21 protein-coding genes are annotated in these 26,043 nt (G+C 53.4%); 8 read left to right on the top strand and 13 right to left on the bottom strand.

What is annotated here, in order from left to right; all coding sequences use genetic code 11:
- Positions 1 to 505: 505 nt before the first annotated feature.
- From ABWQ15_RS09375 to ABWQ15_RS09430, 12 genes are all read right to left on the bottom strand, one after another.
- Entirely contained in the window at positions 506 to 1,585 is a 1,080-nt protein-coding gene (locus ABWQ15_RS09375; RefSeq protein WP_353908510.1) for a sensor histidine kinase, read from the bottom strand.
- A gap of 246 nt (positions 1,586 to 1,831) precedes the next feature.
- Positions 1,832 to 2,554, bottom strand: a complete 723-nt coding sequence (locus ABWQ15_RS09380; RefSeq protein ID WP_353908511.1) for a LytR/AlgR family response regulator transcription factor — start codon at positions 2,552 to 2,554, stop codon at positions 1,832 to 1,834.
- Positions 2,555 to 2,893: 339 nt separating this feature from the next.
- Entirely contained in the window at positions 2,894 to 4,165 is a 1,272-nt protein-coding gene (locus ABWQ15_RS09385) for a TRAP transporter large permease (protein WP_353908512.1), read from the bottom strand.
- Entirely contained in the window at positions 4,165 to 4,665 is a 501-nt protein-coding gene (locus ABWQ15_RS09390; protein WP_353908513.1) for a TRAP transporter small permease, read from the bottom strand. Before ABWQ15_RS09390 ends, ABWQ15_RS09385 begins: the two co-directional genes overlap by 1 nt.
- Before the next feature lie 86 nt (positions 4,666 to 4,751).
- Entirely contained in the window at positions 4,752 to 5,861 is a 1,110-nt protein-coding gene (locus ABWQ15_RS09395) for a TRAP transporter substrate-binding protein (protein WP_353908514.1), read from the bottom strand.
- Between the two features lie 70 nt (positions 5,862 to 5,931).
- On the bottom strand, positions 5,932 to 7,524 hold the full coding sequence (locus ABWQ15_RS09400) for an amidohydrolase (RefSeq protein WP_353908515.1): 1,593 nt from the start codon (positions 7,522 to 7,524) through the stop codon (positions 5,932 to 5,934).
- A 202-nt stretch (positions 7,525 to 7,726) separates the two neighbouring features.
- The gene (locus tag ABWQ15_RS09405) at positions 7,727 to 8,848 is read right to left on the bottom strand and encodes an ATP-NAD kinase family protein (RefSeq protein WP_353908516.1); all 1,122 of its coding nucleotides are present in this window, start codon (positions 8,846 to 8,848) and stop codon (positions 7,727 to 7,729) included.
- Complete coding sequence (gcvPB, locus tag ABWQ15_RS09410) at positions 8,835 to 10,394, bottom strand: aminomethyl-transferring glycine dehydrogenase subunit GcvPB (protein WP_353908517.1); 1,560 nt, start codon at positions 10,392 to 10,394, stop codon at positions 8,835 to 8,837. The genes ABWQ15_RS09405 and gcvPB overlap by 14 nt, the downstream gene beginning before the upstream one ends.
- A gap of 13 nt (positions 10,395 to 10,407) precedes the next feature.
- Positions 10,408 to 11,778, bottom strand: a complete 1,371-nt coding sequence (gene gcvPA / locus ABWQ15_RS09415) for an aminomethyl-transferring glycine dehydrogenase subunit GcvPA (protein WP_353908518.1) — start codon at positions 11,776 to 11,778, stop codon at positions 10,408 to 10,410.
- 160 nt (positions 11,779 to 11,938) lie between these two features.
- Complete coding sequence (locus ABWQ15_RS09420; RefSeq protein WP_353908519.1) at positions 11,939 to 12,733, bottom strand: glucose 1-dehydrogenase; 795 nt, start codon at positions 12,731 to 12,733, stop codon at positions 11,939 to 11,941.
- Between the two features lie 397 nt (positions 12,734 to 13,130).
- Positions 13,131 to 14,609, bottom strand: a complete 1,479-nt coding sequence (locus tag ABWQ15_RS09425) for an aminotransferase-like domain-containing protein (protein WP_353908520.1) — start codon at positions 14,607 to 14,609, stop codon at positions 13,131 to 13,133.
- A 604-nt stretch (positions 14,610 to 15,213) separates the two neighbouring features.
- Positions 15,214 to 15,528, bottom strand: a complete 315-nt coding sequence (locus ABWQ15_RS09430) for a hypothetical protein (protein ID WP_353908521.1) — start codon at positions 15,526 to 15,528, stop codon at positions 15,214 to 15,216.
- Between the two features lie 325 nt (positions 15,529 to 15,853).
- On the opposite strand from ABWQ15_RS09430, the gene ABWQ15_RS09435 reads away from it, so the two are divergent.
- The 3 genes from ABWQ15_RS09435 (at position 15,854) to ABWQ15_RS09445 (ending at position 18,755) form a co-directional block, all read left to right on the top strand.
- Positions 15,854 to 16,417 (top strand): DUF3793 family protein, encoded by a 564-nt coding sequence (locus ABWQ15_RS09435; RefSeq protein ID WP_353908522.1) that lies wholly within the window; start codon positions 15,854 to 15,856, stop codon positions 16,415 to 16,417.
- Between the two features lie 598 nt (positions 16,418 to 17,015).
- Positions 17,016 to 18,284: an ArsB/NhaD family transporter gene (locus ABWQ15_RS09440; RefSeq protein ID WP_353908523.1), complete on the top strand. Its 1,269-nt coding sequence runs from the start codon at positions 17,016 to 17,018 to the stop codon at positions 18,282 to 18,284.
- A 21-nt stretch (positions 18,285 to 18,305) separates the two neighbouring features.
- Entirely contained in the window at positions 18,306 to 18,755 is a 450-nt protein-coding gene (locus ABWQ15_RS09445; protein WP_353908524.1) for a hypothetical protein, read from the top strand.
- Between the two features lie 234 nt (positions 18,756 to 18,989).
- Here the strand turns inward: ABWQ15_RS09445 and ABWQ15_RS09450 are convergent, their stop codons facing one another.
- Positions 18,990 to 19,883, bottom strand: a complete 894-nt coding sequence (locus ABWQ15_RS09450) for a LysR family transcriptional regulator (RefSeq protein ID WP_353908525.1) — start codon at positions 19,881 to 19,883, stop codon at positions 18,990 to 18,992.
- Positions 19,884 to 20,069: 186 nt separating this feature from the next.
- On the opposite strand from ABWQ15_RS09450, the gene prdC reads away from it, so the two are divergent.
- The 5 genes from prdC to ABWQ15_RS09475 all read left to right on the top strand — a co-directional run bounded on the left by prdC (position 20,070) and on the right by ABWQ15_RS09475 (position 25,771).
- Positions 20,070 to 21,371, top strand: a complete 1,302-nt coding sequence (gene prdC / locus ABWQ15_RS09455) for a proline reductase-associated electron transfer protein PrdC (protein ID WP_353908526.1) — start codon at positions 20,070 to 20,072, stop codon at positions 21,369 to 21,371.
- A gap of 61 nt (positions 21,372 to 21,432) precedes the next feature.
- The gene (gene prdA, locus ABWQ15_RS09460; protein ID WP_353908527.1) at positions 21,433 to 23,196 is read left to right on the top strand and encodes a D-proline reductase (dithiol) proprotein PrdA; all 1,764 of its coding nucleotides are present in this window, start codon (positions 21,433 to 21,435) and stop codon (positions 23,194 to 23,196) included.
- Positions 23,196 to 23,645: a CBO2463/CBO2479 domain-containing protein gene (locus tag ABWQ15_RS09465; RefSeq protein ID WP_353908528.1), complete on the top strand. Its 450-nt coding sequence runs from the start codon at positions 23,196 to 23,198 to the stop codon at positions 23,643 to 23,645. The genes prdA and ABWQ15_RS09465 overlap by 1 nt, the downstream gene beginning before the upstream one ends.
- 60 nt (positions 23,646 to 23,705) lie before the next feature.
- Positions 23,706 to 24,431, top strand: coding sequence for a D-proline reductase (dithiol) protein PrdB (gene prdB / locus ABWQ15_RS09470; protein ID WP_353908529.1), 726 nt, complete (start codon positions 23,706 to 23,708; stop codon positions 24,429 to 24,431).
- A 92-nt stretch (positions 24,432 to 24,523) separates the two neighbouring features.
- Positions 24,524 to 25,771: a glycine/sarcosine/betaine reductase component B subunit gene (locus ABWQ15_RS09475; RefSeq protein ID WP_353908530.1), complete on the top strand. Its 1,248-nt coding sequence runs from the start codon at positions 24,524 to 24,526 to the stop codon at positions 25,769 to 25,771.
- Positions 25,772 to 26,043: the final 272 nt, after the last annotated feature.

Raw genomic sequence — 26,043 nt, forward strand, 5'->3', positions numbered from 1 at the left:
GGACGGGCAAAAAAATGCCTACCCAACAGATAAAGGAGTTGTATTTCAAGTGACCCTCATATGCGTTATAAGGTCAACAAACCTTTGCGCAGGTCAGAAGTTGCCTGGCTGATACGACCACATTTAATGAATTTGATCTGTTGTAACTGATAGTTTACACGCCGGACCTGATTCCGACTGTGAGGGATGCGTGTGGGTTGGCCTTTATGCAAAATGAATAGCGCGTCAGGTTACATTAACTTTAGCGCTAGAGAACTCGTGTTTGCCGGTTAACTGTCAACTATTTGTCAACCGCGGCTTAGAAAACTTAAGCATGATATAGAATGAAGAGACCCGAAAGAAGTGACTCGTGCGGGAGATTGCCAAAAGGAAGCAATCTATTGCTTCTTCAGAGCTGACTTCTTAGCATGAATTCTGCAATAGCGCCACGGCCGTTTTTCGGCCGTGGCGCTATTGCAGAATATTTGGCGTAACTGTAGAAATAGGTCGATGATTGGTCTAGCTTTCATAAGTGGAGAAGTACGCGCGTCCTGAATACACCGTCTTGTGCGGCAAATTCCACCATGCCGTTGTACCGCTCAGCGGTGTAGCGGATGCTCCTTGTCCCGGTTCCGCCGCCTGGCTTTTGTGATTTTGGCAGGTCGCTTTCAAAAACGACGTTATCCGTGCAGGCGTTTTTGAATGCAATGTAAAGCTTTCCGGCTCCGTTATAAACGGAATAGGCGATGTTTACGGTGATAAATCTCACCGTGCCTTCAGGTGTGCGCAGGCAGCCCTCCACGGCATTTTCAAAGGAGTTGGCAAGAATGCCGGCCAGCGCAACCTCGTCCATCGGAAGATTTGCGGGAATGTTCGCGTCTATTTCCGTTTTGATGCCGTTCTCCCTTGCCCGAGCCGCCCATCTTGACAGGATGGCATTCGCTGCAGGATGCTGGCAAACGTCCGACAGAACGACGCTCTCCGTTCTCTGCGTCTGTGCAGTCAGATAAGACACGGCTTCCTGTGTTTTTCCGCCCTCCAGCATAGACAAAAGCGTGTCATAGTGATGGCGAAGATCATGACGGTCGCGACGGGCAGCATTGACGGCATTTTTCTGCTCCTCCAACTGTTCCTCCCACAGCTTGTTTTGCTGAGCAAGGATTCTTTCCCGCTCCTGAGCCTCATATTTCCCCACAATTGCACCGATCGATCGAAAAATCAGCCAGTAGACGCTGAAAAACACCAGATAAGAGCTTGCAACGAGATACCAGCGGTTGTCCGCCTCATACCAGTAAAAACGCGGGTAATATAGAATAACTGCCTCGAGAACGTAGAAGAAGAAGGCGGCCAGAGTGATGAATTGCCACTCTTTTCCCAGGACCTCTACCAGCCTGCGGAAGTGAGGACGCAGACATTTGAAATTAAAAAACAAAAGTGCGCCGAACAGCACAGTCCGGTATATGAAATATTCAATCTGATAGGTAAGCCCCGAGGCTTCCGTGGTGCACACATCCGAAAGATAACAGATCCCAAGATATAAATTGAACTGCGTAAACATGACAAAAAGCGATATGGCCCATTTATCCGCAGAACAAATGATAAGCAAAATCAGACACAACCCAATTTCGACGGGTACAATCAGTCGTTCCGCAAGCTCCTGCCCATGTACAAGTAGGAAGGCACAATATGCCCCGGCAACCGCAACATAAATCGCAACTGTAATTGCGACCCGTTTTCTTTTCGGCCCCTTCAGCTTTATGAGCGAAAAGAAAAACAGACTGATATAAGCTGCCGTCTGTAAAAACCTAAAGAGAACCAATAAACCTAATAATATACGCATAAGGCCCCCCTTTCAGAAGCGGCAGCTGTAATCCATGTACAGCTTTTTTAGCTCCATATATTTCCGGCTAAGAATCGGAATCCTAGCGCCTGAGGAAAAAGCCACGTCTTTGGACGAGAGCTCTACGATATAGTCCATATTTATGATATAGGTACTGCCACATTTGTAAAAACGGGGCTCTTCTTCGAGCAATTCGAATAGCTCGGTTGAGGATTTGCGAACACTGATAACTTTGCCGTCCGACAGATATAATTTCTGAACATGGTTCTCTGTTTCAGAGTATACGAGCTTGTTTAAGTCCACACGGCTGATACCATCCGTTGATTTGATTGTAATATAAACTTCGTCTTTTTTTGTGAGCTTATCCATCACCTTGTCAAGCGCCGAAAAGAACCCCTTCTCAGAATATGGCTTAACCAAATAATGTGCGGCATCCAGTGAAAAGGCGTCTATCGCATGGTCACGCGAGGTGGTCAGAAAGATTATCTGGCACTTATCACCCATGTCTCGTAGTTCTCGTGCTGCATCTGTTCCTAGAATACCGTCCATATAGACATCAAGCAGCAATAAATCAAATCCACCATTTGCTGACACAAAAGAAAGCAGATCTAGCGGCGCAGCAAAGGAATGAATTCTTATATCATATTGCGAGTGTTCAAAAGCATATTGCTTGAGCAAGCCCTTAGCTCGCTCAAGCTGCTGCAATTCGTCGTCACAGAGTGCAATACGAATCATCGGTCTGCTCCTTTTGTTTCGTAAAGGCTACTTTTAGAACTGATAAATAATTCTAACACAGGATATAACAGGTTACAAACAAAAAGCGACTACGTTTTTAATTATGGAGGACATAAAGATATGTCGTGAATCGCGGCCTCTCCGCAGCTTGGCAGTCTCTTTTCCGCCGGCACTCGTTCTCAGAAAGCGGCGCATCGCAAATACTACCTTGTTCTTCCTTTGATTCTATCACATTTGGGGTGCTTGTCTTCTGCACTTCCATGATATCTTTTCGGTCCGGTTTTGAAAAAGCCCCGGCGTGTTTTTGACACGCCGGGGCTTTTTCATGAAACTGGTAGGTTATCCCAAAATGCCAATACTCAGTGCGGGAATGAAGGTCAGCAACATCAAAACGCCAATCATAACCAGGATCATGGGCAGAATCTTTGCGGCGATCCTCGTAACCGGCACATTGGAGATGGCTGAGGCGAAGAACAGGTTGCAGCCGTATGGCGGTGTAATAAAGCCAATGGCCAGGTTCACCGTCATGACAATACCAAACTGAATAGGACTCATTCCGATTCCCAGCACGATAGGCAGCAGAATGGGCGTCAGAATGACGCAGGAGGAGATGTTATCGATGAAGCAGCCTACGACCAGCAGAAACGCGTTAATTACCAGCAGAATTAGAACGGGGTTGCTGATATTTAGGATGCTTCCGGCGATGGTGGCGGGAACCTGGGACATGGTCAGGAAACGGGCGAAGGACATGGAGATACCCACCAGGAAGGTCGTCTGGCCGTTAATCAAAACGGTGTCGCGCACAGCCTCATAAATGGTCTTCAGATTCAACTCCTTGTATACAAAGACACCAATGATGAGGGAGTAGACGATGGCCACGACGGCGGATTCAGTCGGCGTGAAGATGCCGCCGTAAATACCGCCCAAGATGATGACGGGCACCAGCAGCGCCCAGATGGAGGTGCGGAACGAGGTGAAAAGGTTCTTCGCGGAGAACTCTTTCTTGGTGCCGTAATGATGTTTCCTCGCGATAAAGTAGTTGACACCCATCAGCACAACGCCGATCATGACGCCGGGGATAATGCCGGCCAGAAACAGGTCGGAGATGGAGCACTGCGCCGCGACGCCGTAGATGACAAAGGGAATGCTGGGGGGAATGATGACGCCGATGGTTCCGGCCGCGGCGGCCAACGCGGTGGCGTAGGCGGGCTCATAGCCCTCCTTCTTCATCTCCGGGATCGTAATGCCGCCGATGGCGGTCACGGTGGCCGGAGAGGAGCCGGACAGCGCGGCGAAGAACATGGACGCAACAACCGTGACCATGCCGGTGCTGCCGGTGACGGAGCCGACCAGCGCGTCTGCGAAGCTAAGAATTCTTCGCGAGATACCCCCTGATTTCATCAGATTGCCGGCCAGAATAAAGAACGGAATGGCCATCAGCGGGAAGGAGTCCAGGCCGCTGAAGCAGGCCGTGCCGATAGTAGTCAGACCGATATTGGTGGTGCAGACCATGGTGGTGATGGTCGCAACGCCCAGAGAGACGGCGATCGGTGCACCGATAACCATCAGCACGAACATTACGCCAAACAGAATTAAAATATTCAATGCCATCAGTCTTCACCGCCTTCCTTTTTCGCCTGAGATGCGGCTCTGAGATCATGGACGCAGTTCTGAAGCAGTCGGAACAGCATCAGGATCATTCCGGTGGGGATGGAGGCATAGGGGATCCACATGCGCAGTCCGCTACCTACGGCGATCTGGCCGCCGCTTGCGACGCTGACGGTCAGCTTCACGGAGATATAGACCATGATGCACACGAAAGCAAGCCAGATGAGGGTGGAAAGAACGGTACAGGTCTTCTGTCCCGCCCGGGAAAGCTTTTGATAGACGACGTCAATGTTGACGTGCTTGCGCTCCTTCGTTGCAAAGGAGGCACCGACCCACGTCAGCCAGAGGAACATGTAGCGGGCAATCTCTTCGCTCCAGGGCAGGGGAATCTTTAAAATGTACCTAGTAAAAACCTGTGCGAAGACCAGAACGGTGGCGGCGATCATCAAGACCACCAGAAAAATTTCCTCCAGCTTTTCATTTAAAAAATGCATAACTTTCATGAAAAAGTTGGCGCTCCTCTCTCTAATGGGCTGTATGGGGGCCCAAAGCCCCCATACAGATTCCCATCTGTTCGCTTTTACGCTTCTTACTTATTGTGGGCTGCGGCCATGTCAATCAGATCCTGACCGTAATCCTTTGCGGCTGTTTTGTAAACAGAGTCCTCAGCAACCTTCTTGAAGGCCGCTTTCTCATCGTCGGTCAGAGTGGTGACTTTCACGCCGGCCTCTTCAATCTTGGAGGCAAGGTCCGCGTTCTGCTGAGTGATGAGCTCACGCTGATAGGAGATCGTGGCCGCGGCGGCTTCCTTAATCAGTTCCTGATAGTCGGAGGGCAGGCCGTTGAAGAAATCGGCGGCAATGCACATCGGGCAGCTGGTCCAGACGTGCTCGGTGATGGTCATATACTTCTGGACCTCATAGATACCATTGTTGTAGATCAGCGCGGTGGGGTTCTCCTGCCCGTCCACAGTCTTCTGCTGGAGCGCGGTGAACAGCTCGCTGAAGGACATGGGGGTGGGGATAGCGCCCAGAGCGGTGAAATACTCCACATGCAGGGGGTTGGTCATGGTGCGGATCTTCAGGCCCTTCAGATCGTCGGGGATCTTAATTTCCTTTTTGCTGTTGGTGATGTTGCGGAAGCCCACGTCCGCATAGCCGAGGTTGATGATGTTGCAGGTATCCAGCAGCTTCTGGCTCAGATATTGGCCGAAGTCACCGTCCAGCGCATCATGCGCGGCATCGATGGAGGTCCACAGATAGGGCAGGCCTACCACGCTGAACTCGGGAACGGAAGCTGAGATCGTGCCGTCGTTCAAATAGGCCATCTCCAGATCGCCAATCCGCATGGACTCCATATTCTCAGCCAGAGAGCCCAGCTGAGAGTTGGGGTACAGTTCGACGGTGATGTTACCGTTGGAGCCCTGCTCCAGCATGGCCTTGAATTTTTCGACGGTGGCCTTATGAGAGGGGTGGGATTCTGCAACGTCGTACGCGACGCGGATGGTGATCTTGTCGGTGGAGGTGACCTTGGTTTTCACTTCTACGGGTGTGGAACTGGAACTAGAGCTGGAGCTGGAAGATGCCGAGGCGCTGCTACCTGCAGACGTGGGGGTCTTGTCAGTGCTGCCGCTCCCGCAGCCGGTCAGAACAGCGGCGACCATCGCCAGGGAAAGAAATAGGCAAAATAACTTTCTCATCACAATCCTCCTCACAGTTTTGGGTCCTCTTGCTTTATTATCAAATACGCTTGGCGTATCCGACACGAAGTCAGGCGCGCGAGTAAACGAGCTGTCCGCCCAGGTAAGTCTTCTTGATGCCAATGTCCTTGATTTTTTCCGGATCCGTGTGAAACACGTCCGCGTCCAGCAGCACAAAGTCCGCCAGTTTGCCGGGCTCAATGGTACCCTTGATGTCCTCCTCGTAAGAGACGAAGGCGGCGTTTCGCGTATACATGGAAACGGCCTCATAAACCGTAACGCGCTCCTCCGGAAACCAGCCGCCCGCAGGCCAGCCATCCATTCCCTGACGGGTGGTAATGGCATAAACACCATCCATGGGGGCATAGGACTCGCAGGGGGAATCGGAGCCTGCCGTCAGGATCATGCCGTTGTCCAACAACTTCCTCCAGCAGTAATGGTATTTGGATCGCTCATGCCCCACGCGAGTCTCCGACCAATGGACGTTGGTGGAGACAAACATGGGCTGAATGTCCACCACTACCGGCAGCTTGGCGATGCGGTCCACCACGTCCTGATTCAAAAGGGACATATGGATCATGCGGAAACAACGGGGATCGGCGTTGGGCCGGTCGGCCCGGGCGCGTTCAATGGCGGTGGTCAGCATCTCGGCAGCCTTGTCACCGATGACGTGGGCGCCAACCTGAATGTGCAGGTCATAGGCCAGCTTCACCTGAGCGTCCAACTCCTCCTGCGTGTAGTTGGGAATGCCGCAGGTGGAAGAATCATCCTCATAGGGCTGCGTCAGCAGCGCCGTGCGTCCGCCCATGTTTCCGTCCACGTAGAGTTTGTAAAAGCCATATTTGACCATGTCGTCGCCCAGCCCCGTACGGATGGAGCAGCCGGGCAACCGGTCAAAGCCGAGAAAAACCCGTGCGGTCAGGCGGCCCTCGTCGGACAAATCCTGATAGACGTCGGTAAATTCCGGAAGGTTGCAGTGCAGGCCCTGAATGGCGTGAACGCCCGTCAGTCCGTGGCTGTTGAGCTCGCGGCAGGCTGCCTCCACCGCATCCTTACGTCCTTCCTGCGTGGAGAGGGGATCGGGAATCAGTGCCATGACATCCGCCGCAGCCGCGTCCCGCAGCGTGCCGGTGGGCTGGCCGTCGGGCCGGAACTCCACCGTGCCGGCCACCTTGGGGCGAAAGCCGGGGCCGATCCCGCCGGCCTTCAGAGCCAGGGAGTTGGCCACGTTCACATGCAGGCAATAGCGGGTAATCATCAGAGGATTATTGGGACAGACCCGATCCAAATCCTCTCTGGTGGGCAAAACCTTGCGGTCGGTAAATTTTTCATGGTCGAAGCCGGTGCCGAGGATCCACTGCCCATCGGGCGTTTCCTCAGCCCGGCGGCGGATCAGTTCCAGAAGCTGCTCAAAGGACTCCGCCTTTTTGAGATTCAGCTTCAGCCGATCCCTGGCGTAGGCAAACAGATGCTGGTGGGTGTCGATCATGCCGGGCAGCACCGTCGCACCATGGAGATCCACAACATTGCCGCCCGCCAGACGCCTCGCCTCTTCTTCCGTGCCGCAGTACAGGAATTTATCGCCTTCCACCACAAAGGCGCTGCATCGGTCGCCTTCCGCCTTCATGGTGTAAACTGTGCCGTTGACATATGCTGTCGCCATGATTTTCCTCCTCCTTCATCCGGACGGCTTCAAAGAGCCGCCGCCCCGCGTCTATACCAGACGGCACGAACAGCAATTTCGGGAAACCGGAAAATATGCAGGTGCGTTTTACTTTATTGCTTTATTACTTTATTGCATTATTGCACCTTTCGGCAAATTCCGCCACAACCAAATGTCGTGGTTTAAGCCATCCAAGTTTTAATCAATATTCACAAAGCAGAGAGTAATATCTGCCGTACCCACACAGAACGTTGTAGTAACCCTGCAGCTCCCGGCAGATTTCCGGGTCGCCGCAGTCCACGTGCAGCCGGTGGTGCGGGATGGAAACCAGCTTTGACTCCCCGGCAATGACGAGGAGGCTTTCCCTGCCCACCGCGTGCAGTACGCGGGCGCTGAACTGGTGGTTCCCCCGCCCAAAGAGGAAGCCTTGCCCGCCGATCGGCGAGACAATAATTTTCAGTCTGCCCGTCTGGGCGTAAGACCAAAGGCGCTCTTCTGTCACGTCTTTTTCAACCAGCTTCCGGTCTTGGATAATATCCACACCCAGAAGCTCGTACTCCACCTCCAGCAGACGTGAGATGCACTTGGCGGTGGAGCCGGAGCCAACGGCGTAAAAAACGCCCGGCTCCAGATGGTCGCAGAGATAGGAGGCGATGCCGCGGAGCTGATTTTCCTCGGAGGAAAAGCCGCTTTGCTTCATGCACTGCAGGTCGTTGGGCTGATCCGGTACCAGCATGGAACCAAACAGCGCGGCGCGAACGCGGCCCGAGCGATAGGCGTCCTCGTCCAGATCCACTACCTCCCGCTGAACCATGGACATATGAATATTCTGGGCAATTTTGGCCGCAATGAAACCGGCAGATTCCGGATGCAGCGCGAACACGGCGGACTGAATTTTGACGCCGGCGGGGATTCCGAGCACAGGAAACTTCCCACCGACCGCCTCACAGATATTGCGGGCAGTTCCGTCTCCGCCCGCGAACAGCAGCAGGGCGGCGCCCTTGTCGCGGATGGCGGCAGCGGCAGCGACGGTGTCGGCGGCGGATGTTGTCTCACCCGCTTGATAAACGACCTCACAGGGCAGCCCCAGCTTCCGGCACAGGGTCTCGCCCATGGCGCCGGAAGCCGTGCGAATCAGAAGACCGCTGCGGTAAGGGACAAGCGCTTTCAATGCCCGCTCCGCCTTTGCCGCAGATTCAGGTACCGCCCCCCTGTCACGGGCTGCGGCGAGAATTTTCTCACCGTCGGTACCCTTCAAAGCCACCTTGCCGCCCATACCGGCAATCGGATTGATAATCAGTCCGAGCGTCTTAGTGGCTTCCATTTTGCTTCTGGTACGCGCGCCAGGTTACCGCAAGCTGGTCAACGTGCTCAATGGAGTCGTTCTCCAACGGGGAGATCGGGCCGTTGTGGGGAGCTGTGAGGACCACCTTCGGTGTGCTGTACGCCTCGTCGCTGATCTTTTTCAGCGCGGAGACATACTCGTCGATGTCGTCCTTGGAGTAGGATTCCGTGGGTTCCGGTGTATAGGGCTCGGGCACAATCAGGGGGTGATGGCTGGGGAAAAAGCGCTGGAAACCGAAGTCCAGCATGTGGCGGTTTACGTGCTCTGCGCTGACACCGGTGTCCTCCAGCAGTTTTTCAAAGCTGTAGCGGACCTGCTCCAAACGGTTGGGGGCCTCCTCGGACCAAGGCATGGAGATGCCGCGGACTTCGCTTAGGACGCGCTTCATCATATAGTTATTGTTCAGGATGGCGGTCTCGCCGACGGTCTTCAGACCGTCGCGTCCCAGGCTCATCACCCATGCGTAGGCGCGAAGCACCGCCGCCAGAGAGCCTTGGAACTGACGGATCTTCCCAACGGAGGAGGGACCGTTATAGTCGGTATAGTAGCTCTCTCCGTCAAAACGGACGCGGGGGCGGGGCAGATATTTCTCAAGGTCGGCGCTGACGCACTGGGCGGCGCAGCCGGGACCCATGCAGCCATGGGGGGAGGAAAAAGCCTTGTGCAGATTGAAGTGGCACATATCGGCTCCCAGTTCCTTGGCGCGGACCAGACCGAACAGGCCATTATAGTCCGCCATGTCGCATACGCACAGGCCACCCGCTTCGTGAACGACTTCCACGAACTGACGGACGATGGGGTTAAAAACGCCGGTGTCCTCGGGGTTGGTGATAAAAATGCCCGCCGTCTTCTCGGAGACGACCGCCTTCAAATTTTCCAGGCTGGGATAGCCGTTGGCGTCGGGATAGAGACTGATTACTTCAAAGCCCTTCGTGGCGGGAGCGGCGCTGTCCAGGGGATGAGAGAGGATGGTGGTGATGATCTGGGTACGCTGATTCTCCTCACCCCGGTCGCGGAAGTATTTTTTCAGAACGGCCGCGTTGGCGTAGATGCCCTGACCGCCGCCGCCGGCCTGGAACGAGACTGCGTCCAGTCCGGATATCTCCTTCATGATCTGCTCAAAATCATAAATGACCTTCAAAGTGCCCTGCGCGGTGCTGTCGTCCTGATAGGGATGCATCTCCGCGAACTTGGGAGAACGGACGAACTGCTCGTTGATTTTGGGGCTGTATTTCATGGTACAGGTGCCCAGGCCAATGTCGATATTGATGTCCTGGCCGATGGTCTCCTGAGAGAGCCGCAGGTAGTGGCGGAGCACCTGAGGTTGCGCCATTTCGGGCAGCGCGGGCTTCCGGGCACGCTTCAAGCCGGCCGGCAGCAGCGAATTTACGTCGCCGGTGACGGGCTCGGCTGCTCCGGACACGTCCGGAATCAGCATGCTGCGGCTGCCAGGTACACTCTCTTCAAAAATGACAGGCTCGTCCCATTGAGCCTCGTGAAAATTCCGCAGTTTCGAATAAGACACGGTTGTTCCCTCCTTACAGAATCTTTGCCAGAGCATCCGCCAGGGCGTCGATGTCGGAGAGTTCGGTCTTCTCCGTGACACACACCAGCATGGACTGGCCCAGCTCCGGCATCTCGCGGCTCAGATCGTAGCCGCCGAAAATTCCGGTGCTAAGCAGCGCCTTGTTAATCTCGGACACCGTCTTACCGGTGCCGTCAAAATTTACCACGAATTCCACAAAGCTGTAGCTGGCGGAATAGGGGAGCCGGACCCCCTTCAGACCGGACAGCTTCATTTCGGCATAATTACTCTTGTAGAGAATGTTTTCACCCAGTTCCTTCATGCCCGCCGGGCCCATGACCGCGAGATAGGTCGCCGCCGTGACGGCCCACAGACCCACGCACGTGCCTAGGTACTCCACAGCCTCCTCCCGGGCAAAGTAGCTGGTGCGCTCCGGCAGAGCGCGGGCATAGCCGAACTGGCCTCTGGAGTTGCGGAAGATGTTGTAGAGATGATGCGGGTAATTCATGACGTACTTTTCTTCCTGTCGGGTCGCCAGATAGCCGCCCAGACCGGCACCGTAGCTCATATGAACACCCAAAGGCTGAATCTCGCCGCAGGCAATGTCCGCGCCGTAATCCGCGGGAGGCAGGATAATGCCCAGCGATGAAGGATCGGCATAGACGACGTACTCTGCGCCGACGGAGTGGGCCAGCTTGCCGATCTCGCCGCTCTGCTCTTCAAAAAAGCCCAGGAAGGCCGGGTTCTGGATGAAGACGCAGGCAACGTCGTCGTTCAGCTTGCTCTGCAGATCCTTCAAATCTAGCTGGCCGTTAGAGCAGCTGGCGATCTTCACGAGCTTCATGCCCTCGCAGTAGCACGCGAGCTGGGAATAAAGGCCCGGATTCATGGACGCGGGCACCAGAGCGGTGCTGCGGCCGTTGATGCGGCGGGACATCATGATCGCGGTGGAGGCCGCCTGTCCGCCGTCGTAGGTGGGAAATCCCACCACGTCCATGTCCAGCAGTTCGCCCATCATGCTGGTAAACTCGAAAAAGGCCTGGAGCTTGCCGTGATCGGCGTAAGTGTCACCGCTGTAAGCGGTCAGAAACTCGGATCGGCCGTTGATCTCATCGCACACGGCGGGGACATAGTGGTTGTAGCAGCCCGCGCCCAAAAAGCTGATGTTCTCCTCACAGGAGCTGTTCTTCTTTAGAATGCCGTCCATGTACTTCTTGAGGGAAATCTCAGAAGTGCAGGGCTCCGGAAGGTTTAGAGGTTTCTTCATCCGAACCTCATCCGGAATAAACGAATAGAGCTCTTCAACGGATTTTGCGCCGATGAAGTCCAGCATCTCCTTGCGTACAGCCTCGTTGCTGTTGGGGATGTATGGATACTGCATCATTTTGTTCGCCTCCTAATAGGTTTGCGGCCATTGGCCGTGCTTAAGTGACTGCGTTAGAAACAGCGCACCCAGAATCGGCAGAAAAAGCCGAGAGCATGGTGGATGTGAAGACGCTTCCCACAATAAGGTCCGGCGTGTCGCGGATCAGCGCGGGATGGACTTATGCGTGGAGAATATCGAAGGTCTCGGGAAGGGTGCTGCCGCCGTCGATTATCATTTCCGTACCAGTGATGTACTTGGCGTCATCAGAAGCCAGAAAGGCCACCAGATCTCCGATCTCCTCAATGCTGCACAGCCGCTTAAGCGGAATGAACTTCGCCATATCGCTCAGTGCGCCCTCGGGATCCTCGGGACGGCTGTCGGCGGCCACCTGCTCCACCTTCGGCGTGCGGACCCAGCCGGGCAGAACCGCGTTGACGGTGATGCCGTGAGGGCCTGCCTCGTATGCCAGCGCCTTGGTAAAGGACAGGACGGCGCCCTTGGTCATGGAGTACGTCGTCTGGCCCTCGTCCACCACCTTGACACCGGTGACGGATGAGGTATTGATGATGCGGCCATAGTTGGCCTTCAGCATGTACGGATACACGGCCCGGGCCATGTTCCAGACTCCGTTGATGTTGACGCCGAAAATAAAGTCGCGGGTCTTCGTGTCGAGGTTTTCAAACTTGACGCGGCGGTTCACACCAGCGTTGTTGAAAAGAATATCGATCTTACCGTATTCGGCGATGATCTCGTCCACCATTTTCTGTACGGCATCCAAATTGCTGACGTCCACGCGCTTTGCAGCAGCCTTGTAGCCCATGGTGCCGATCTCCTCTGCGGCAGCCTCAACGGATTCCGCAAAATCCACAAGAATTACCGTGGCGCCATGCCTGGCCAGCACCTTGGCGCTCCCGTTTCCGATTCCCTGTGCGGCGCCGGTAACAACAGCAATTCTATTATCCAGATTCCCCATATTCATTCTCTCCTTTAAAAAGTTGGCGTTCTTAACATAATCCAAGGATTCTGCTCTACGGATTGTACTCATTATATCGGCGTACCGGAGTTTTGTAACCGACCAAATGTCAAGAATCAAAGCAACCAAATTTTGTGGAAAGCGGCTCTTTTTTGTTATATAATATCAACTGAGCAAAAGCTGATTCTTCTGTAATAAAATTAAAAGTTATAAATGCAAATAGCCGCTGCCATCTTGCGATACAAGGTGCCTTGAATTATTCAGGAGGCATTGCACAAATGGCAGAATACAAAGACCCCAAACCGGATATTTTCCGGTTCGGGGTCTTTGCCTGTGACAAGTATATACTTCTTGCGTGAACGGAGCCCCTTACCGGCAGGGCACTGAAAAGCCGCATTTACCGCAGGCTGCGCACAATCTCCGCCAGACGGCGCATACTGCGCGACATCTCCTCCATCGAGAGGTATCCATAAGTCAGGCGCATGTGGGAGGTATAGAGCGGGTCGTAGATGTTGCCGGGTGGGACCAGCAGTTTTTCCTTCAGAGCGAGGTTGAAAACACGCTCGGCAGAAACCTGATTTTTTAGCCTTACCCATACGAAAAAGCCGCCTGCGGGCCGGTTCCATTCGGCCAAATCGCCGAAGAATTCCTCCAGCAGACTCAGCATCAGATCCCGCCGCCTGCGCAGCTGCTCTCTGACGGAGTTGAGCCCCTGGTAGTAAATGCCGCTGTTCAGCAGCTCCGCCACCACCTGCTGAGTCAAAACGCTGACACCGTAGTCTGTCTGCATTTTGATGTCCGCCAGCCGGTCCACAACCGGCTCCGGTCCCACCAGCCAGCCCAGCCGCAGTCCCGGGGAAAAGCACTTGGACAGGCTCCCGATGTAAACTACGCCGCCGCTTTCATCCGCCGCCTTCATAGGCGGAGGGGGCGGGGCGTCCAGCCACAGGTCGCAGAATACGTCGTCCTCGATGATGGGCATGTGCTGTTCTGAACAGTATTTCAGGACCTCCAGACGCCGAGATTCGGGCATAACGACCCCGGTGGGATTCTGGTAGGTCGGAATGGTATAAAGAAGGGAGTAGGTTCCCTCCCGCGGTTGATTGTGGATCATCCACGGTTGGATCCCGTTTTTATCCATGGGCACACTCGTCAGCGTCGCCCCGACCGACTGAAAAATATTCAAGGACCTGAGATAGGAGGGCTCCTCAACATAGACCGTGGAGCGGGACTGGACAATGCCGTTGGAGATAAGCTGCAGCGCCTGAAGAGCGCCGGAGACGATCAGGATGCAGGAGATCGGAACGTTGATGCCGCTCCGGCTCAGATGCGCCTGCACCGCCCGGCGCAAATCCGGCATTCCCAAAGGATCCGGATAGTTCATAAAGAGCTTGTGCTCGGACAGGTTGTCCAGCGCCTTTTGGGTCAGTTCTGCCTGCACCAGATCGGGGGAGAGTTCCCCCGTACTCATGCGGGTAATCCCCTCTTCAAATTCCAGCCGGTTGATGATTTGCACCATGGGGATGTTGGAGCGAAAGCCTCCCGCTGTAATATAGCTCTTCCAGTTGGGAGACTTGACCTGAATCAGCGAGGCCCAGCTGTCGTTGGCGATCCGGGTGCCGCGGCCAAAGCATCCTTCAATTAATCCCATGGCGGCCAGCTCGTCCATGGCCTCCACGATGGTACTGCGGTTCACGCCGAAAAGTTCGGAAAGCCGCCGCTGAGAGGGAATGTTTTGTCCACTCATCCACTCCCCACGGGAAATTTTCTCGCTGAAATAGCTGACGATCTGACTGTACAAAGGAACACCGGAGGCCCGATCCGGCATCCAATTGATCGAGATAGATCTGTCTTGATTTTCATGCATACCAGGCATACGGCACCAATTCTTTCTTAAAATAGCTTTTCCGGCAGAGACCTCTTGGTCGGGCTTGTCCGGTTCGCGGTTCCATTTTACATCATATTCCGACCAAAGCATTTGCGCAGTACCAGAGAATCATCGCATCCAAAGGGCGTTTGGACAGGTGTCGATTTGGCCCATTTCCCTTTTTAATTGGCGCCGGACCAGTGCTTTCCTGATCAATTCTCCGAAAATATTGAACCTGTAAACGTTTTTCCGAGCCGGTCCAGGGCTGAACCCGAAAACTATCCGATAATAATGGTGTGGGCTTTGCCGCATCAGGGCTCGGTCAGCTCCATCATATTCTGCGTATTTTTTGGTAAAAAATTCTGCAGACCCCATTCGCCCAGGATCAGGAGCGGGACAGAAGCAGGCTTTTTCTGCTGTTCCATGTAATTGTTCTCCATTTTAACTGCGGAGGGCCGGAAAAGCAAGTCCGGGACCCGCAGATATTTTAAAGGACACAAAACGCTTCATGATAGAGCGCTCCTTAAAATGAATTATAAAAGCTCCTCGTAAATAGCAAGAAACGGTGGATACACGTGTATCCACCGTTTCTTATAATCTGCAAAGACTTACTTTACAGCAGAGGTATTTCAACCCGTTGGGAATACTCTCTCAGGAAATCTGCCCTGGGGCCACACAGACCGCCGCGAGCAAGCAGCTTTCCCTGAATCGCTGCCGTCTGGCGCTCCACAAGCTCCTGGATGAGCATGGTGTGCCGATCCATCTGGTTGTTTAAAATGACAAACGCCTGATCCCGATGGCCTTCTGCTATCAGCCCGGATGCAATTGACTCGTTGGCGGCAGCTTCCGTGTCAAAGCGCTGCTCCAAGCTGCGGATCTCCGCCTGCACAGAGCCGGAAAAGGCGTTATATTCGGCACTGATCAGCATATTTAGCCGTTCCGCCCGCCACCAGGCCGACTGATCGGAGAACCTTTCACCGCCAGTCGGCCTGGTTTCGGGGAGATAGCCGGTGAAATAAACGGGCATATACACGGAGCCGCAGGGTATGGAGAAAGCATGCCTGGGCGCCCTTGCTCTTGGCTATGCACTTCCGGCCGCCGGGCGTGCCCGGGACTTTCACCCGTTAGATTTCGCCCATGCCGGGTACACATAGTTATGAAACAATCATTTATAGGCCGGCGAATAATAACCGCGCCGTGCTACACAAAATGAGGAGAGATTTTTAAAAGAAAACGCCAAAACGGAGATGTCTATGCTGGAAGAACTACTGATAAAATTTTGTTCACCCACTCTGGCTGGGTTAAAAACCGGGAGCCTTATCTCCTGCCCCTATTCCTCCAAGGAGGACACCATTCGTGAGATACGCCTGCTCAACCAGACTTTCATACCAAAAGGACTGTTCGCGCTTCCCCTACGGTATTTTAACGGGCGTGTGTTGATTTATCTTTTCCGACCAGCGCAGCTGAGACGGGATCTAGCCAACATGGATGCCGGCAGAGTGCTGTCGGCGAATGGGTATCAAAATGCAGAACCTGTGCATTGTCTCTCAGAGCTGATACGAAGGCTGAACAGCTGCGGGAGCTTTCCTCATGAAATCGGGTTGTTTCTCGGTTATCCGCCGGAGGATGTACGAGGATTTATTGAGAATCGGGCCGGAAATTTTAAGTGCGTTGGCTGCTGGAAGGTATATGGAGACGAGCGAGAGGCAAAAAAACGTTTCGCGCTGTATAAAAAATGCACAGATGTCTATTGCCGCTGTTGGGAGAATGGAAGGTCAATAACACAGCTTGCTGTGCCCGCTCTGCAACGATCATAACATTGCTCGAAGCTTATATGTCCCTAAGACGCGTCAACTTTCATTCTATGGGGGTAGTGGCGGAAAACGAATTTAACGCAGCGTCACCTGCGGAGCCGCTTGATTTGCCGCATGCAGCAGATGCGAAGAGTACAGAGTCCGGGTTTAAATTTTAAGCGGGACGAGCACCGATACAGTGGCACACGTAATCCTGACCGAGGCCGCCCCGGTTGATATCAGCAGCGCGTGATCCAAGTCTGCCTGGCAAAGTCCCAATCATTCATTTTTGGCAATTCCTGCTTCCAGAAGAAACGTAATGTATTGGGAAAGCTCACGGAAAGATTGCGGCTGAGTGGAAAAGTTTTGGTCAAAAATGTCTCATAATAACCTTTACAAACGAAAAAGGGACTGCTATTCTAGGGTAATCGCGCTGATTTCTAAAACTGTGATGGAATCGATACGAGAGTTTTGATTGAATCCGTTTGTTTCTGGCTTTCGTCTGAAAGATTCATAGGGGCGTCCGACGGTTTTGTCGTTTACATGTTCTTATGCTAGACCTTGGGACGACGCAGTACCGCACAGAAACCAACTGAGTAAAACACTGTAAAGGAAATTGTCTATGGAACTAATTGTCTCTCTTTCTATTTTTGTTATTGTGATGGCACTTGTAATGAGCGAGGTGGTAAACCGAACCATTGCCGCCATGGCAGGCGCCAGTGTTATTCTTCTGCTGGGGATCATGACATTCGATCAAGCCCTGAGCTACATCGACTTTAATACACTGGGTGTACTTGTCGGTATGATGATTATCGTCGGCATCGTGAAAAATACGGGCATCTTTGAGTACCTCGCTATTTATGCGTCGAAAAAAGTGAAGGGCGATCCGTGGAAAATCATTCTCAGCCTGAGTATCATTACCGCTGTCACCTCGGCGTTTCTGGATAACGTCACTACTGTATTACTAATTGTTCCGATGACATTTGTGATTACAGACACGCTGAACTTAGAACCTCTGCCATTCCTGATCCCAGAGATCATGGCCTCCAATATGGGTGGTACAGCGACGCTGATTGGCGATCCACCTAACATCATGATCGGTAGCGCCACCAATTTGAGCTTTATGGATTTTATTATGAATCTGGGCCCGATCATCGCCATTGTTTTTACCGTCACATTATTAATTTTTAAAGTTCTGTTTCGGAAGCAGCTTGTCCTTAGCCCGGAAAAAGCGCAGGAGATTTTACAGTTTGATGAGAAAAAGGCGATTAAGGATCCGGTCCTGCTGAAAAAATCTCTGATTGTGTTGGGACTTGTCATTTTGGGCTTTTCCTTCCACGAGCAACTGGATTATCCTTCCGCTCTGGTTGCACTGAGTGGCGCGGCGCTTCTTCTCTTGTTGAGCCGGGAGAGTATTGACGAAGTTTTCTCGAATGTGGAATGGCCGACCCTGTTTTTTTTCGGCAGTCTTTTTATCCTGGTCGGTGCCTTGGAGAAAGTCGGCTTAATCAATGACCTTGCTTCGATACTGGTGGGACTGACAAAGGATAATTTGCTGCTGACCGGAATTATTTTGATTTGGTTTTCCGCTCTGGCCTCGTCCGTTCTGGACAATATTCCTTTTGTGGCAACCCTGATTCCCTTGATCAAAGCTATCGGTGCGAATAGCGGTATGGACATAACGCCGCTTTGGTGGGCGATTTCCCTGGGCGCATGCCTCGGCGGCAACGGCACGCTGATCGGTGCTTCCGCCAATGTAATTGTTGCCGGTCTGGCGGAAAAGCACGGCCACAGGTTGACTTTTAGAAAATACCTGAAGTACGGACTTCCTCTGATGCTTTTATCAATTTTTCTATCAAGTATCTATTTAATTGTATTTTATCTGATATAATAATGCCGGGAGGTGTAACTCATGAATAATCTATCTGCTAATCTGGCGGAAGTTGATATGCAGCTGACGCAGATGGGAGCCAATGTAACCAACCTGCATGGTCTTGTTAGCTTTATTCATTTCAATCTAGATCAAATAGAACTTTTCTATGTATACAATATTAATTCCAAAAATCAGTATTTTTTGCAAATGGTAAAGCCTTTTTCCACGGGCGCGGGCGTCTTTTCTAAACCGCAAGATATTGTGCAGTACATCAAAGACGACTTGAAGCAATTTAAAAATGCAAGCAATAGCAATGTATTTCCAGAGTTTACGAGTGTCAATCAGGCCCTATGTTCCACGATTCAGAGCGTTAAGGATGTTTTTATGACGTATAACGTGCCCAAGGATAAAATGCTGCAGATCAAGGGGAAAATTGATGAAATCTCTGCGCTGCTGGACGACATCAGCCATACCAGCGCCGTCCTCTAAACGGTATCAAGTTACGCAATAAGCCTGGGGGAGTTTAACTCTTTCGGCACGAAATATCTTCCATGAGCAGGAAGTCCCGGAATACAAGAGGGTACACCAGATTTACGGTGTGCCCTCTTTTTATGTAAAAAATCAACATGATTGAAGATGGCGACTATGCGACCATGCTGCTGCCGATGGATATGAAAGAGGAGAACAATGGGAACAGGGTCCTGGTCCTTCTGTCACCGTGGCTTATCCCCGGAGGTTCCGGGCGGGCAGATGAAAATACTCCAGTGTGAAGTGGATAAAGGTCTGCGCGGCCAGCGACAGATCCTTTTGGGCGGAAAACAGAATCCCCAGTTTGCGGTAGTATCGGGGCTGCAGCGGCAGATACTTCAGGTGCGGTTTTCTCTGCTCAATCATCAGCTCCGGCAGAATACTGACGCCAATGTGGTGCTCCACCATGGACATGATCGCATAGTCGTTCCGAGAGGAAAAGAGAATGTCTGGGGTAATGCCGTTTTCACGCAGCATATCCGTTGTGCTGTAGTCATAGCTGGGCTCCGAGAGAATGAACGGCTGCCCGGTCAGATTTTCCAGCGGGTAAGCCGTCAGTGTGGGGTCCAGCGGATAGTCCGCAGGAAAAATCGCAACAAACTCATCCGTTTTTAAGGGGATAAATTCGGCGGTCTGATTTTTCAACGGATTGCAAAACGCAAAGTCCACTTGCTGCTGCTCGATCCACTTGTGGAGTTCGGCCGTGCCGCCCTCTTTCAGGCTGATGGCGATGTTCGGATGCGCATGCTTGAAGCTGCCCACGATCTGCGGCAGCCAGTTCACGGCGATACTGGAAAAGGCTCCGATGGTCAGTGAACCCACCTCCAGCCCCTGTACATCGTAAAGTAACTGCTCTAACTCCTCGTTTGCGTTTAGTACCTTCCGCACCCGCTGCAGAATGTCCATGCCGATGGGAGTCACATGAACGCCGTATCGATCCCGCACCAGCAGCCGGACATTCAGATCCTCCTCCAGCCGTTTCATGGAATGGCTGATGCCGGACTGGGTATAGCCGGTCAGCTCGGCCACCCGTGAAATATTACCGGTTTCCGCAACCATAGCAAATAATTTATATACATTTAAATCCACTTTTCGTATCCCCCCTTCTGTGCTTTCAGATATGAATATTATTTCTAACAAAAAGAAAAGTCTGTCGCTTTACAAATATCTACGAGATTAGTATAGTAGAAACACTGGAAGAAATCAACAAAAACTCAGACAGATTACAAATAATAATCAGTAAATCGCACAACAAAGTCGGAGGGAGACAGTGGAATGGAGCAAGTATTTACCTACCCGTTGAAGCAGCATGTCGGCGCGCCTTCAGAGCCGATTGTTCAAACGGGCGACACAGTTTTGCGGGGACAAATGATTGCCCGCATACCCGCGGACGCACTGAGCGCAAATTTGTTTTCCAGCGCATCAGGCACCGTGCGGGAAGTTTCCGACAGCTGGATCCAGGTCACCGCGGATGAGCGGCAGACAGATGATTATGTCAAGCTGACCTCGAAGGAACCGCTGGAGCTGATCCGGGAATCCGGAATCGTTGGTTTGGGCGGCGCAGGTTTTCCGACCTATGCCAAACTGAAGACGCCGTTTCAGGACGGTAAGGGCGTCGTTATTGTGAATGCGGCAGAGTGTGAGCCGATCCTGAGCCATAATATCGATTCCATCGAAAAGGACGCCGCCCGGCTGGTGCGCGGTCTCCACATCCTGATGGATGTAGTGCATGCGGGTCGGGGCATCATCGCCATCAAGGATATTCATGACACGGCCATTCAACGGTTGCAGGCAGCTATAGACAATCCCCGGATCACGATCGGACATCTGCCCAATATGTATCCGATGGGCGAGGAGCGGGCAATCGTGAGGGAGACGATGGACATCCTGCTGGGTGTGGATCAGCTGCCCATGGCCGCCGACGCCATCGTAGTCAACGCGGAGACTGTTTGCAGAGTCCGGGATGCCGTGGATCTGCGAAAGCCCATGATCGATAAGGACATGACTGTGGCGGGTAAGCTGCGGGACGGCATGATCAAAATTTTCCACGATGTACCGCTGGGCCTTCCGGTCAGCGCTGTGTTTGAAAAGGCCGGCGGCATTGGCCCGGAATACGGCGAGATCATTATGGGCGGCCCCTTCACCGGAAAGCGGACCACGCTGGAGTCTCCCATTCTCAAAACCACCGGTGGCCTGATCGCGGCAGAGGTGTTCTGGCCCGGGCCCGAAAAGCTGGGCCTTTTGGTCTGTGCCTGCGGTGGCAACCGGGAGCGGCTGGAGCAAATCGCCGCAAGCATGGGTTCGACTGTGGTGGATGTGCAGTATTGCAAGCAGGCGCAGACCATGAACAGCGGCGTGCTGAAATGTGAAAATCCGGGGCATTGCCCGGGGCAGGTGCAGAAGGTCATGGCGCTGAAAAAAGCCGGCGCGCAGGCGCTGCTGATCAGCAACTGCACGGATTGCACCAACACGGTTATGTCCTGCGCACCGCAGCTGAAGTTGCCGGTGTTCCATTGCACGGACGGCGCCCTGCGTGCGGTCAACCACAAGCTGATCCGGAGAATCAAGGCGGACTAAGCCTTTACAGCTCCCTTTCGGGGCTGTGGAGATATAGAACAAAAAAGGAGTGTGGTAGCATATGTCAATTACTCAGGAAACACTGCAGAAGCATCTGAAGGACCCTGCCATCTTCTGCTGTCGCAGAGAAAAGGGACTCGTGATCGGCGCGGCGGATCTGGAAGATCCAGGCCTTTTTGATGACATGGTGGAAGCCGGCCTGCTGAATCTCACCAGTGATGGTCTGACGATCGAGCAGGTCATTGGCAGAACCTTGAAGACGGACATGGAAGCACTGACGCCCATTACCAAGGAAGTTCTGGATTCAGTCAATGCAGTTGAGACTGTGGCGGCACCCGCCCCCGCAGCAGCTGAGAAAAAAGCGCCTGTGGCATCTGCCAAAACAAGCGTGGGAGGTAACGGAATGATTCATGTTGAAATCAACAAGCTGGAAGGTCTTTCCCTGGATATCCCTGCCGGCGTAGCACTGGGGGGCTTTGCTCCCGCAGCGGCCGATGAGATGACCGGCGAAAAGAAAGTGATCCGGAAACTGGTCAAGCGCCATATGAAGATCACAGAGGCCGAGATCGGCAAAGAGACTTCCATCAAGGAAGGCAAGATCACAATCGACAAGGACATCGTGAATAATGCCGTCAAGGAAGATCCCCTCTGCGTCAGCCTCGCGTTGGATGTGATCCATCCCAACGAGCGCCACATCTATACCGAGACAATCATGGATATCTGCCCCATTGCTACCAAGGTCGAGGGCGAACTCGGCGAGGGCGTCACCAAGGTGGCCGACGGCGTCGTGTTCATGCTGACCGGCGTGGACGAAGACGGTGTGCAGGTGCATGAGTTCGGTTCCTCCGAGGGCTATCTGGATGAAAAGATGTTCTTCGGTCATCCCGGCTGCGCGGATGCAAACGACATTATCATCCGCTGCCATGCCGTGGTCAAGAGACTGACCGGCATGACTCGTCCCGGCCCCTTTGCCGCTCACAAGTGCCAGGATTACATTGTTCAGGCGCTGCGCGAAGAGCTGAAGAAATATGACGGCGAAGTCGTACGGGAAGAAGTCTGCGAAGACGTCCGCCGCAAGGGCAATCCCCGTGTTGTTCTGGTCAAGGAAATTATGGGCCAGGGCGCTATGCACGACAACATTCTCTGCCCCAATGAGCCCTGCGGCGTCCTGGGCGGTCAGAAGAATGTCGATTGCGGCAATGTCCCTGTGATCATGACCCCGAATCAGGTGCGCGACGGTTCCATTCATGCGCTGACCTGCATTGGCCCGGCTACCAAGGAAATGACCCGCCACTACATCCGTGAGCCCCTGGTGGAAGGCCTTGCGGACGATCCCGAGCTGGATTTGATCGGCGTCGTGTTCGTCGGTTCTCCTCAAGTCAACGATGAAAAGATGTGGGTCTCCGAGCGGCTTGGCACCATGCTGGAAGGTCTGGACATCGCCGGCTGCATCATCACAACCGAAGGCTTTGGCAACAATCACATCGACTTTATTCAGCACATCGGCCAAGCCGGCAAGCGCGGCATCCCGGTCGTCGGCGTCTCCTATTGCGCTTATCAGGGCCAGCTGGTCGTCGGCAACAAGTACGCAAGCGCCATGGTCGAAGAGAACATGGACAAGGGCGGCTTTGAAAACAACATTGCCGGCTGCTCCTGCGTGACCAAGGAAGTCGCTGCACGCGCCATCCAGATGCTGAAGAACAAAATGTCCGGCGTGGAAGTGCAGGCCGCCCCGAAAAAGTGGACTCATGATGTGATCAACGCCAACAACAAGCTGATGGGTCTGCCCGAGACCGTCCTGGTGGACAACGGGACGCTTCATTAATGGACACTCCCGGCTATCAGATTCAACCTGCCCCCATGGGCGGTCTGATAAACGAGATTCTCGACGATTCGATTAAGATCAATCTGCGCGGTCGGCTGGGTGTCTTTTATGTCAAAAAGAACCTGTTTGAGCACGGTGATCAGGTTCATCCCGGACAGAATGTGGAATTTTACTTCAGCTATATCTGGATTGTAGCCGATAAGCTGGATTATGATCTTTCGGAATTAATCGGCAATCATGAGATTCAGCCCTGTCTCACGGGCGGCAGCATCATTGAAGTGAACGATACAGCGGCAAAGATACGGATCGACAGTGATCTGGGAACGGTTGCAGTCCCAAGACGCTGGCTGTTTACCGATGTGCCGCTGGAGGTCGGTCAGAATGTTGAATTCTACCTGAGCCGTATGCAGGTCAGGGCGGAGAACGGCGCAGCGGCGCAGCAGGCCTGACTGGGTACTGCAACTCCGCATCACACGCATACGAAATAATAACAAAGAGGAGAATATTCCATGAAATTAACTACATTGGAAGGAATGCGTTCCGAGATTTTTGTCCCGGAAACCCCTAAGCCTGTATTCACGGAACTGAAGAAGCCCCTCAGTGAGTGCAAAGTCGCGTTTATCACGGCCGGCGGCATTCACAAAAAGGATCAGACTCCCTTTAATACCTCCGGTGACTTTTCCTATCGCACCTTGCGGTTCGATACCCCGTCTTCCCAGCTGATGGTGACGCACGGTGGCTTTGATAACTCCGACATCAACAAAGACGTCAACGCCATGTTCCCGATCGACCGTCTGCATGAGCTTGTGAAGGCCGGCTTTATCGGCTCTCTGCCCGAAGAGACCTATACCTTCATGGGCGGCGGCGGCAACGTGGAGAAGTTCCGCGGTGAAACCGGTCCTGAGATTGCCAGAAAGCTGGCCGCGCAGGGCGTGGATATTGTTATTTGCACCGGCGGCTGCGGCACCTGCCATCGTTCCGCCACCATTGTCACTCGTTGCTGCGAGGAAGCCGGCATGAGCTGCTGCGTGATCGCGGCACTGCCTCCCATCGCCCGCCAGCAGGGCGCTCCCCGGATCACTGCGCCTCATGTGCCCATCGGCTCCAACGCCGGCGAGCCCAACAACCCCGCGATGCAGACGGCTATTCTGAAGGAAACCCTGGAGTGGGTCAGAGACTGCCCGAGCTACAACGGCCTGAAGGTGCTGCCCTATGAGTACAGGCACAACGTCTAATTATTAAAACCTTTAAAAGCGGGAGGGTGCAAAAAATCATTTGCGCCCTCCCGCTGCCTTTCGGTCAATACTTGAATAAAATGGGGGAATAAATGATGGGACTCGGACCAAGTATTAAAATGACGACGCTGCATCATTTCCGCTGCCCGGTTTCGCTGGTACTTCAGAAGGAAAAGGATCTGGAGTTCAATGGGATCATTATCAATGGTGTTTCCGAGGGCTTTGACGAAAAGGTATTTACGGCGGAGAGAACGGGATACATTGCCGAGTGTATGCGCGCCGACGGCGCGATCGTCGCAATCGACGGCTGGGGAAACCACCACATTGACTTTGTCAATGTAATTGAACAGCTGGGGCTGAAAGGGATTCCCGCCATCGGTATCAGCTATATCGGCCAGCAGGGGCGTCTGGTGTGTACGAATCGCTATGTGGACACCGTTGTCGATTTCAATAAGAACAGTTCCGGGTATGAATCCTGCATCGTAGGCGACAACAATCTGACGGATTACGACGCGATGAAGGCGGTCGCCCTGCTGAAAAACAAAATGAACAAATGGGGCAAGAAGGAACTGGCGGAGCCTTCTGGGGAAACCGTGCTCCGGAGGCTGACCCAAAAGAAATACGCGATCCACAAGGTCGAGTTCGGGGACAGGACAACGGTCACCCGCGGTGTTCTGACCCTGCGCAAGGGCATGGAGGAACGAATTCTGGAAGCCACGACGCGGATCAAGAGCATGACGGTGCAGATTGTCCAGCCGGGCGAGCACAACTTTTTCGTAAACTCCAATCTGGACTATATGCCCATTGCCTGCAAAACCCGCGGCAGCCTTGGCGAGGGAGAGACGAACTTGCTCACCGGCGTCACCGTCATGCTGACAGGCGTGGAGGATGTCAGCGGCTTTCAGCCCTCCAACATCGGCTCCTCTGAGGGAATTCTCGAAAAACAGGTCAAGCTGAATCAGGCCGGCACTCCGGCTGATTCGGATGTGATCCTGCACATCGATTTCCTGTTTGAGGAAGGTGAGGGCCGCACCGCCAAGGGCATTCAGGCCGCTCATCAGGCTGCCGACCAACTGCTCAATGAGATCCGCGGCGCGATGCGGCAGCTGGACGATATGCCCTATACCAAGGAGGAGTTCTGCGATGTTGCCAGACCCGGTCGGCGGAAGGTTGTTCTGGTCAAGGTTGTCTCTGGCCTCGGTAATATGTACGACACTTCCGTGTTTCCGGAGCAGCCTGGCGGCTATATTGGCTCCCGCCTTTTGATGAGCACGCGGAACATGCCAGTGGTCATTACGCCCAATCAGTGCATGGATGGTGCGATCCACTCGCTGCTTTAATCAAAGGGTGGTGATGAAGTCTCGCCGCGTTTCGATTCCGTTCGCTGTGTTACATGTATATTACAAATCGGAAAATTTGTTGCATACACCAAAGAAACCTGCTACAATCCACAATGAACAGAAGAAGGGGCCTATTCAGTTCCCGGAGCAGATACGGGACCGGCTAGCCACGGTATGTGCGCCGGGCAACGGAAGACCTCCTTGGATGTTCAAAACATAATGCCGTGTAAGCTTCGAAACAGGTACATATTACCGAATGGTAAAGGCCGTGC

Origin of the sequence: Oscillibacter sp. (assembly GCF_040505565.1) — a bacterium.
In the GTDB taxonomy this organism is placed as follows: domain Bacteria; phylum Bacillota; class Clostridia; order Oscillospirales; family Oscillospiraceae; genus Oscillibacter.

Coding starts and splice junctions, on each gene's coding strand:
- ABWQ15_RS09435 (WP_353908522.1), top strand. CDS start 15,854: ATGCTGGAAGAACTACTGATAAAATTTTGTTCACCCACTCTGGCTGGG.
- ABWQ15_RS09405 (WP_353908516.1), bottom strand. CDS start 8,848: ATGGAAGCCACTAAGACGCTCGGACTGATTATCAATCCGATTGCCGGT.
- gcvPA (WP_353908518.1), bottom strand. CDS start 11,778: ATGATGCAGTATCCATACATCCCCAACAGCAACGAGGCTGTACGCAAG.
- ABWQ15_RS09385 (WP_353908512.1), bottom strand. CDS start 4,165: ATGGCATTGAATATTTTAATTCTGTTTGGCGTAATGTTCGTGCTGATG.
- ABWQ15_RS09400 (WP_353908515.1), bottom strand. CDS start 7,524: ATGGCGACAGCATATGTCAACGGCACAGTTTACACCATGAAGGCGGAA.
- ABWQ15_RS09390 (WP_353908513.1), bottom strand. CDS start 4,665: ATGAAAGTTATGCATTTTTTAAATGAAAAGCTGGAGGAAATTTTTCTG.
- prdC (WP_353908526.1), top strand. CDS start 20,070: ATGGAGCAAGTATTTACCTACCCGTTGAAGCAGCATGTCGGCGCGCCT.
- ABWQ15_RS09420 (WP_353908519.1), bottom strand. CDS start 12,733: ATGGGGAATCTGGATAATAGAATTGCTGTTGTTACCGGCGCCGCACAG.
- ABWQ15_RS09430 (WP_353908521.1), bottom strand. CDS start 15,528: ATGCTGATCAGTGCCGAATATAACGCCTTTTCCGGCTCTGTGCAGGCG.
- ABWQ15_RS09395 (WP_353908514.1), bottom strand. CDS start 5,861: ATGAGAAAGTTATTTTGCCTATTTCTTTCCCTGGCGATGGTCGCCGCT.
- ABWQ15_RS09380 (WP_353908511.1), bottom strand. CDS start 2,554: ATGATTCGTATTGCACTCTGTGACGACGAATTGCAGCAGCTTGAGCGA.
- prdB (WP_353908529.1), top strand. CDS start 23,706: ATGAAATTAACTACATTGGAAGGAATGCGTTCCGAGATTTTTGTCCCG.
- prdA (WP_353908527.1), top strand. CDS start 21,433: ATGTCAATTACTCAGGAAACACTGCAGAAGCATCTGAAGGACCCTGCC.
- ABWQ15_RS09440 (WP_353908523.1), top strand. CDS start 17,016: ATGGAACTAATTGTCTCTCTTTCTATTTTTGTTATTGTGATGGCACTT.
- ABWQ15_RS09465 (WP_353908528.1), top strand. CDS start 23,196: ATGGACACTCCCGGCTATCAGATTCAACCTGCCCCCATGGGCGGTCTG.
- ABWQ15_RS09425 (WP_353908520.1), bottom strand. CDS start 14,609: ATGCCTGGTATGCATGAAAATCAAGACAGATCTATCTCGATCAATTGG.
- ABWQ15_RS09475 (WP_353908530.1), top strand. CDS start 24,524: ATGATGGGACTCGGACCAAGTATTAAAATGACGACGCTGCATCATTTC.
- ABWQ15_RS09445 (WP_353908524.1), top strand. CDS start 18,306: ATGAATAATCTATCTGCTAATCTGGCGGAAGTTGATATGCAGCTGACG.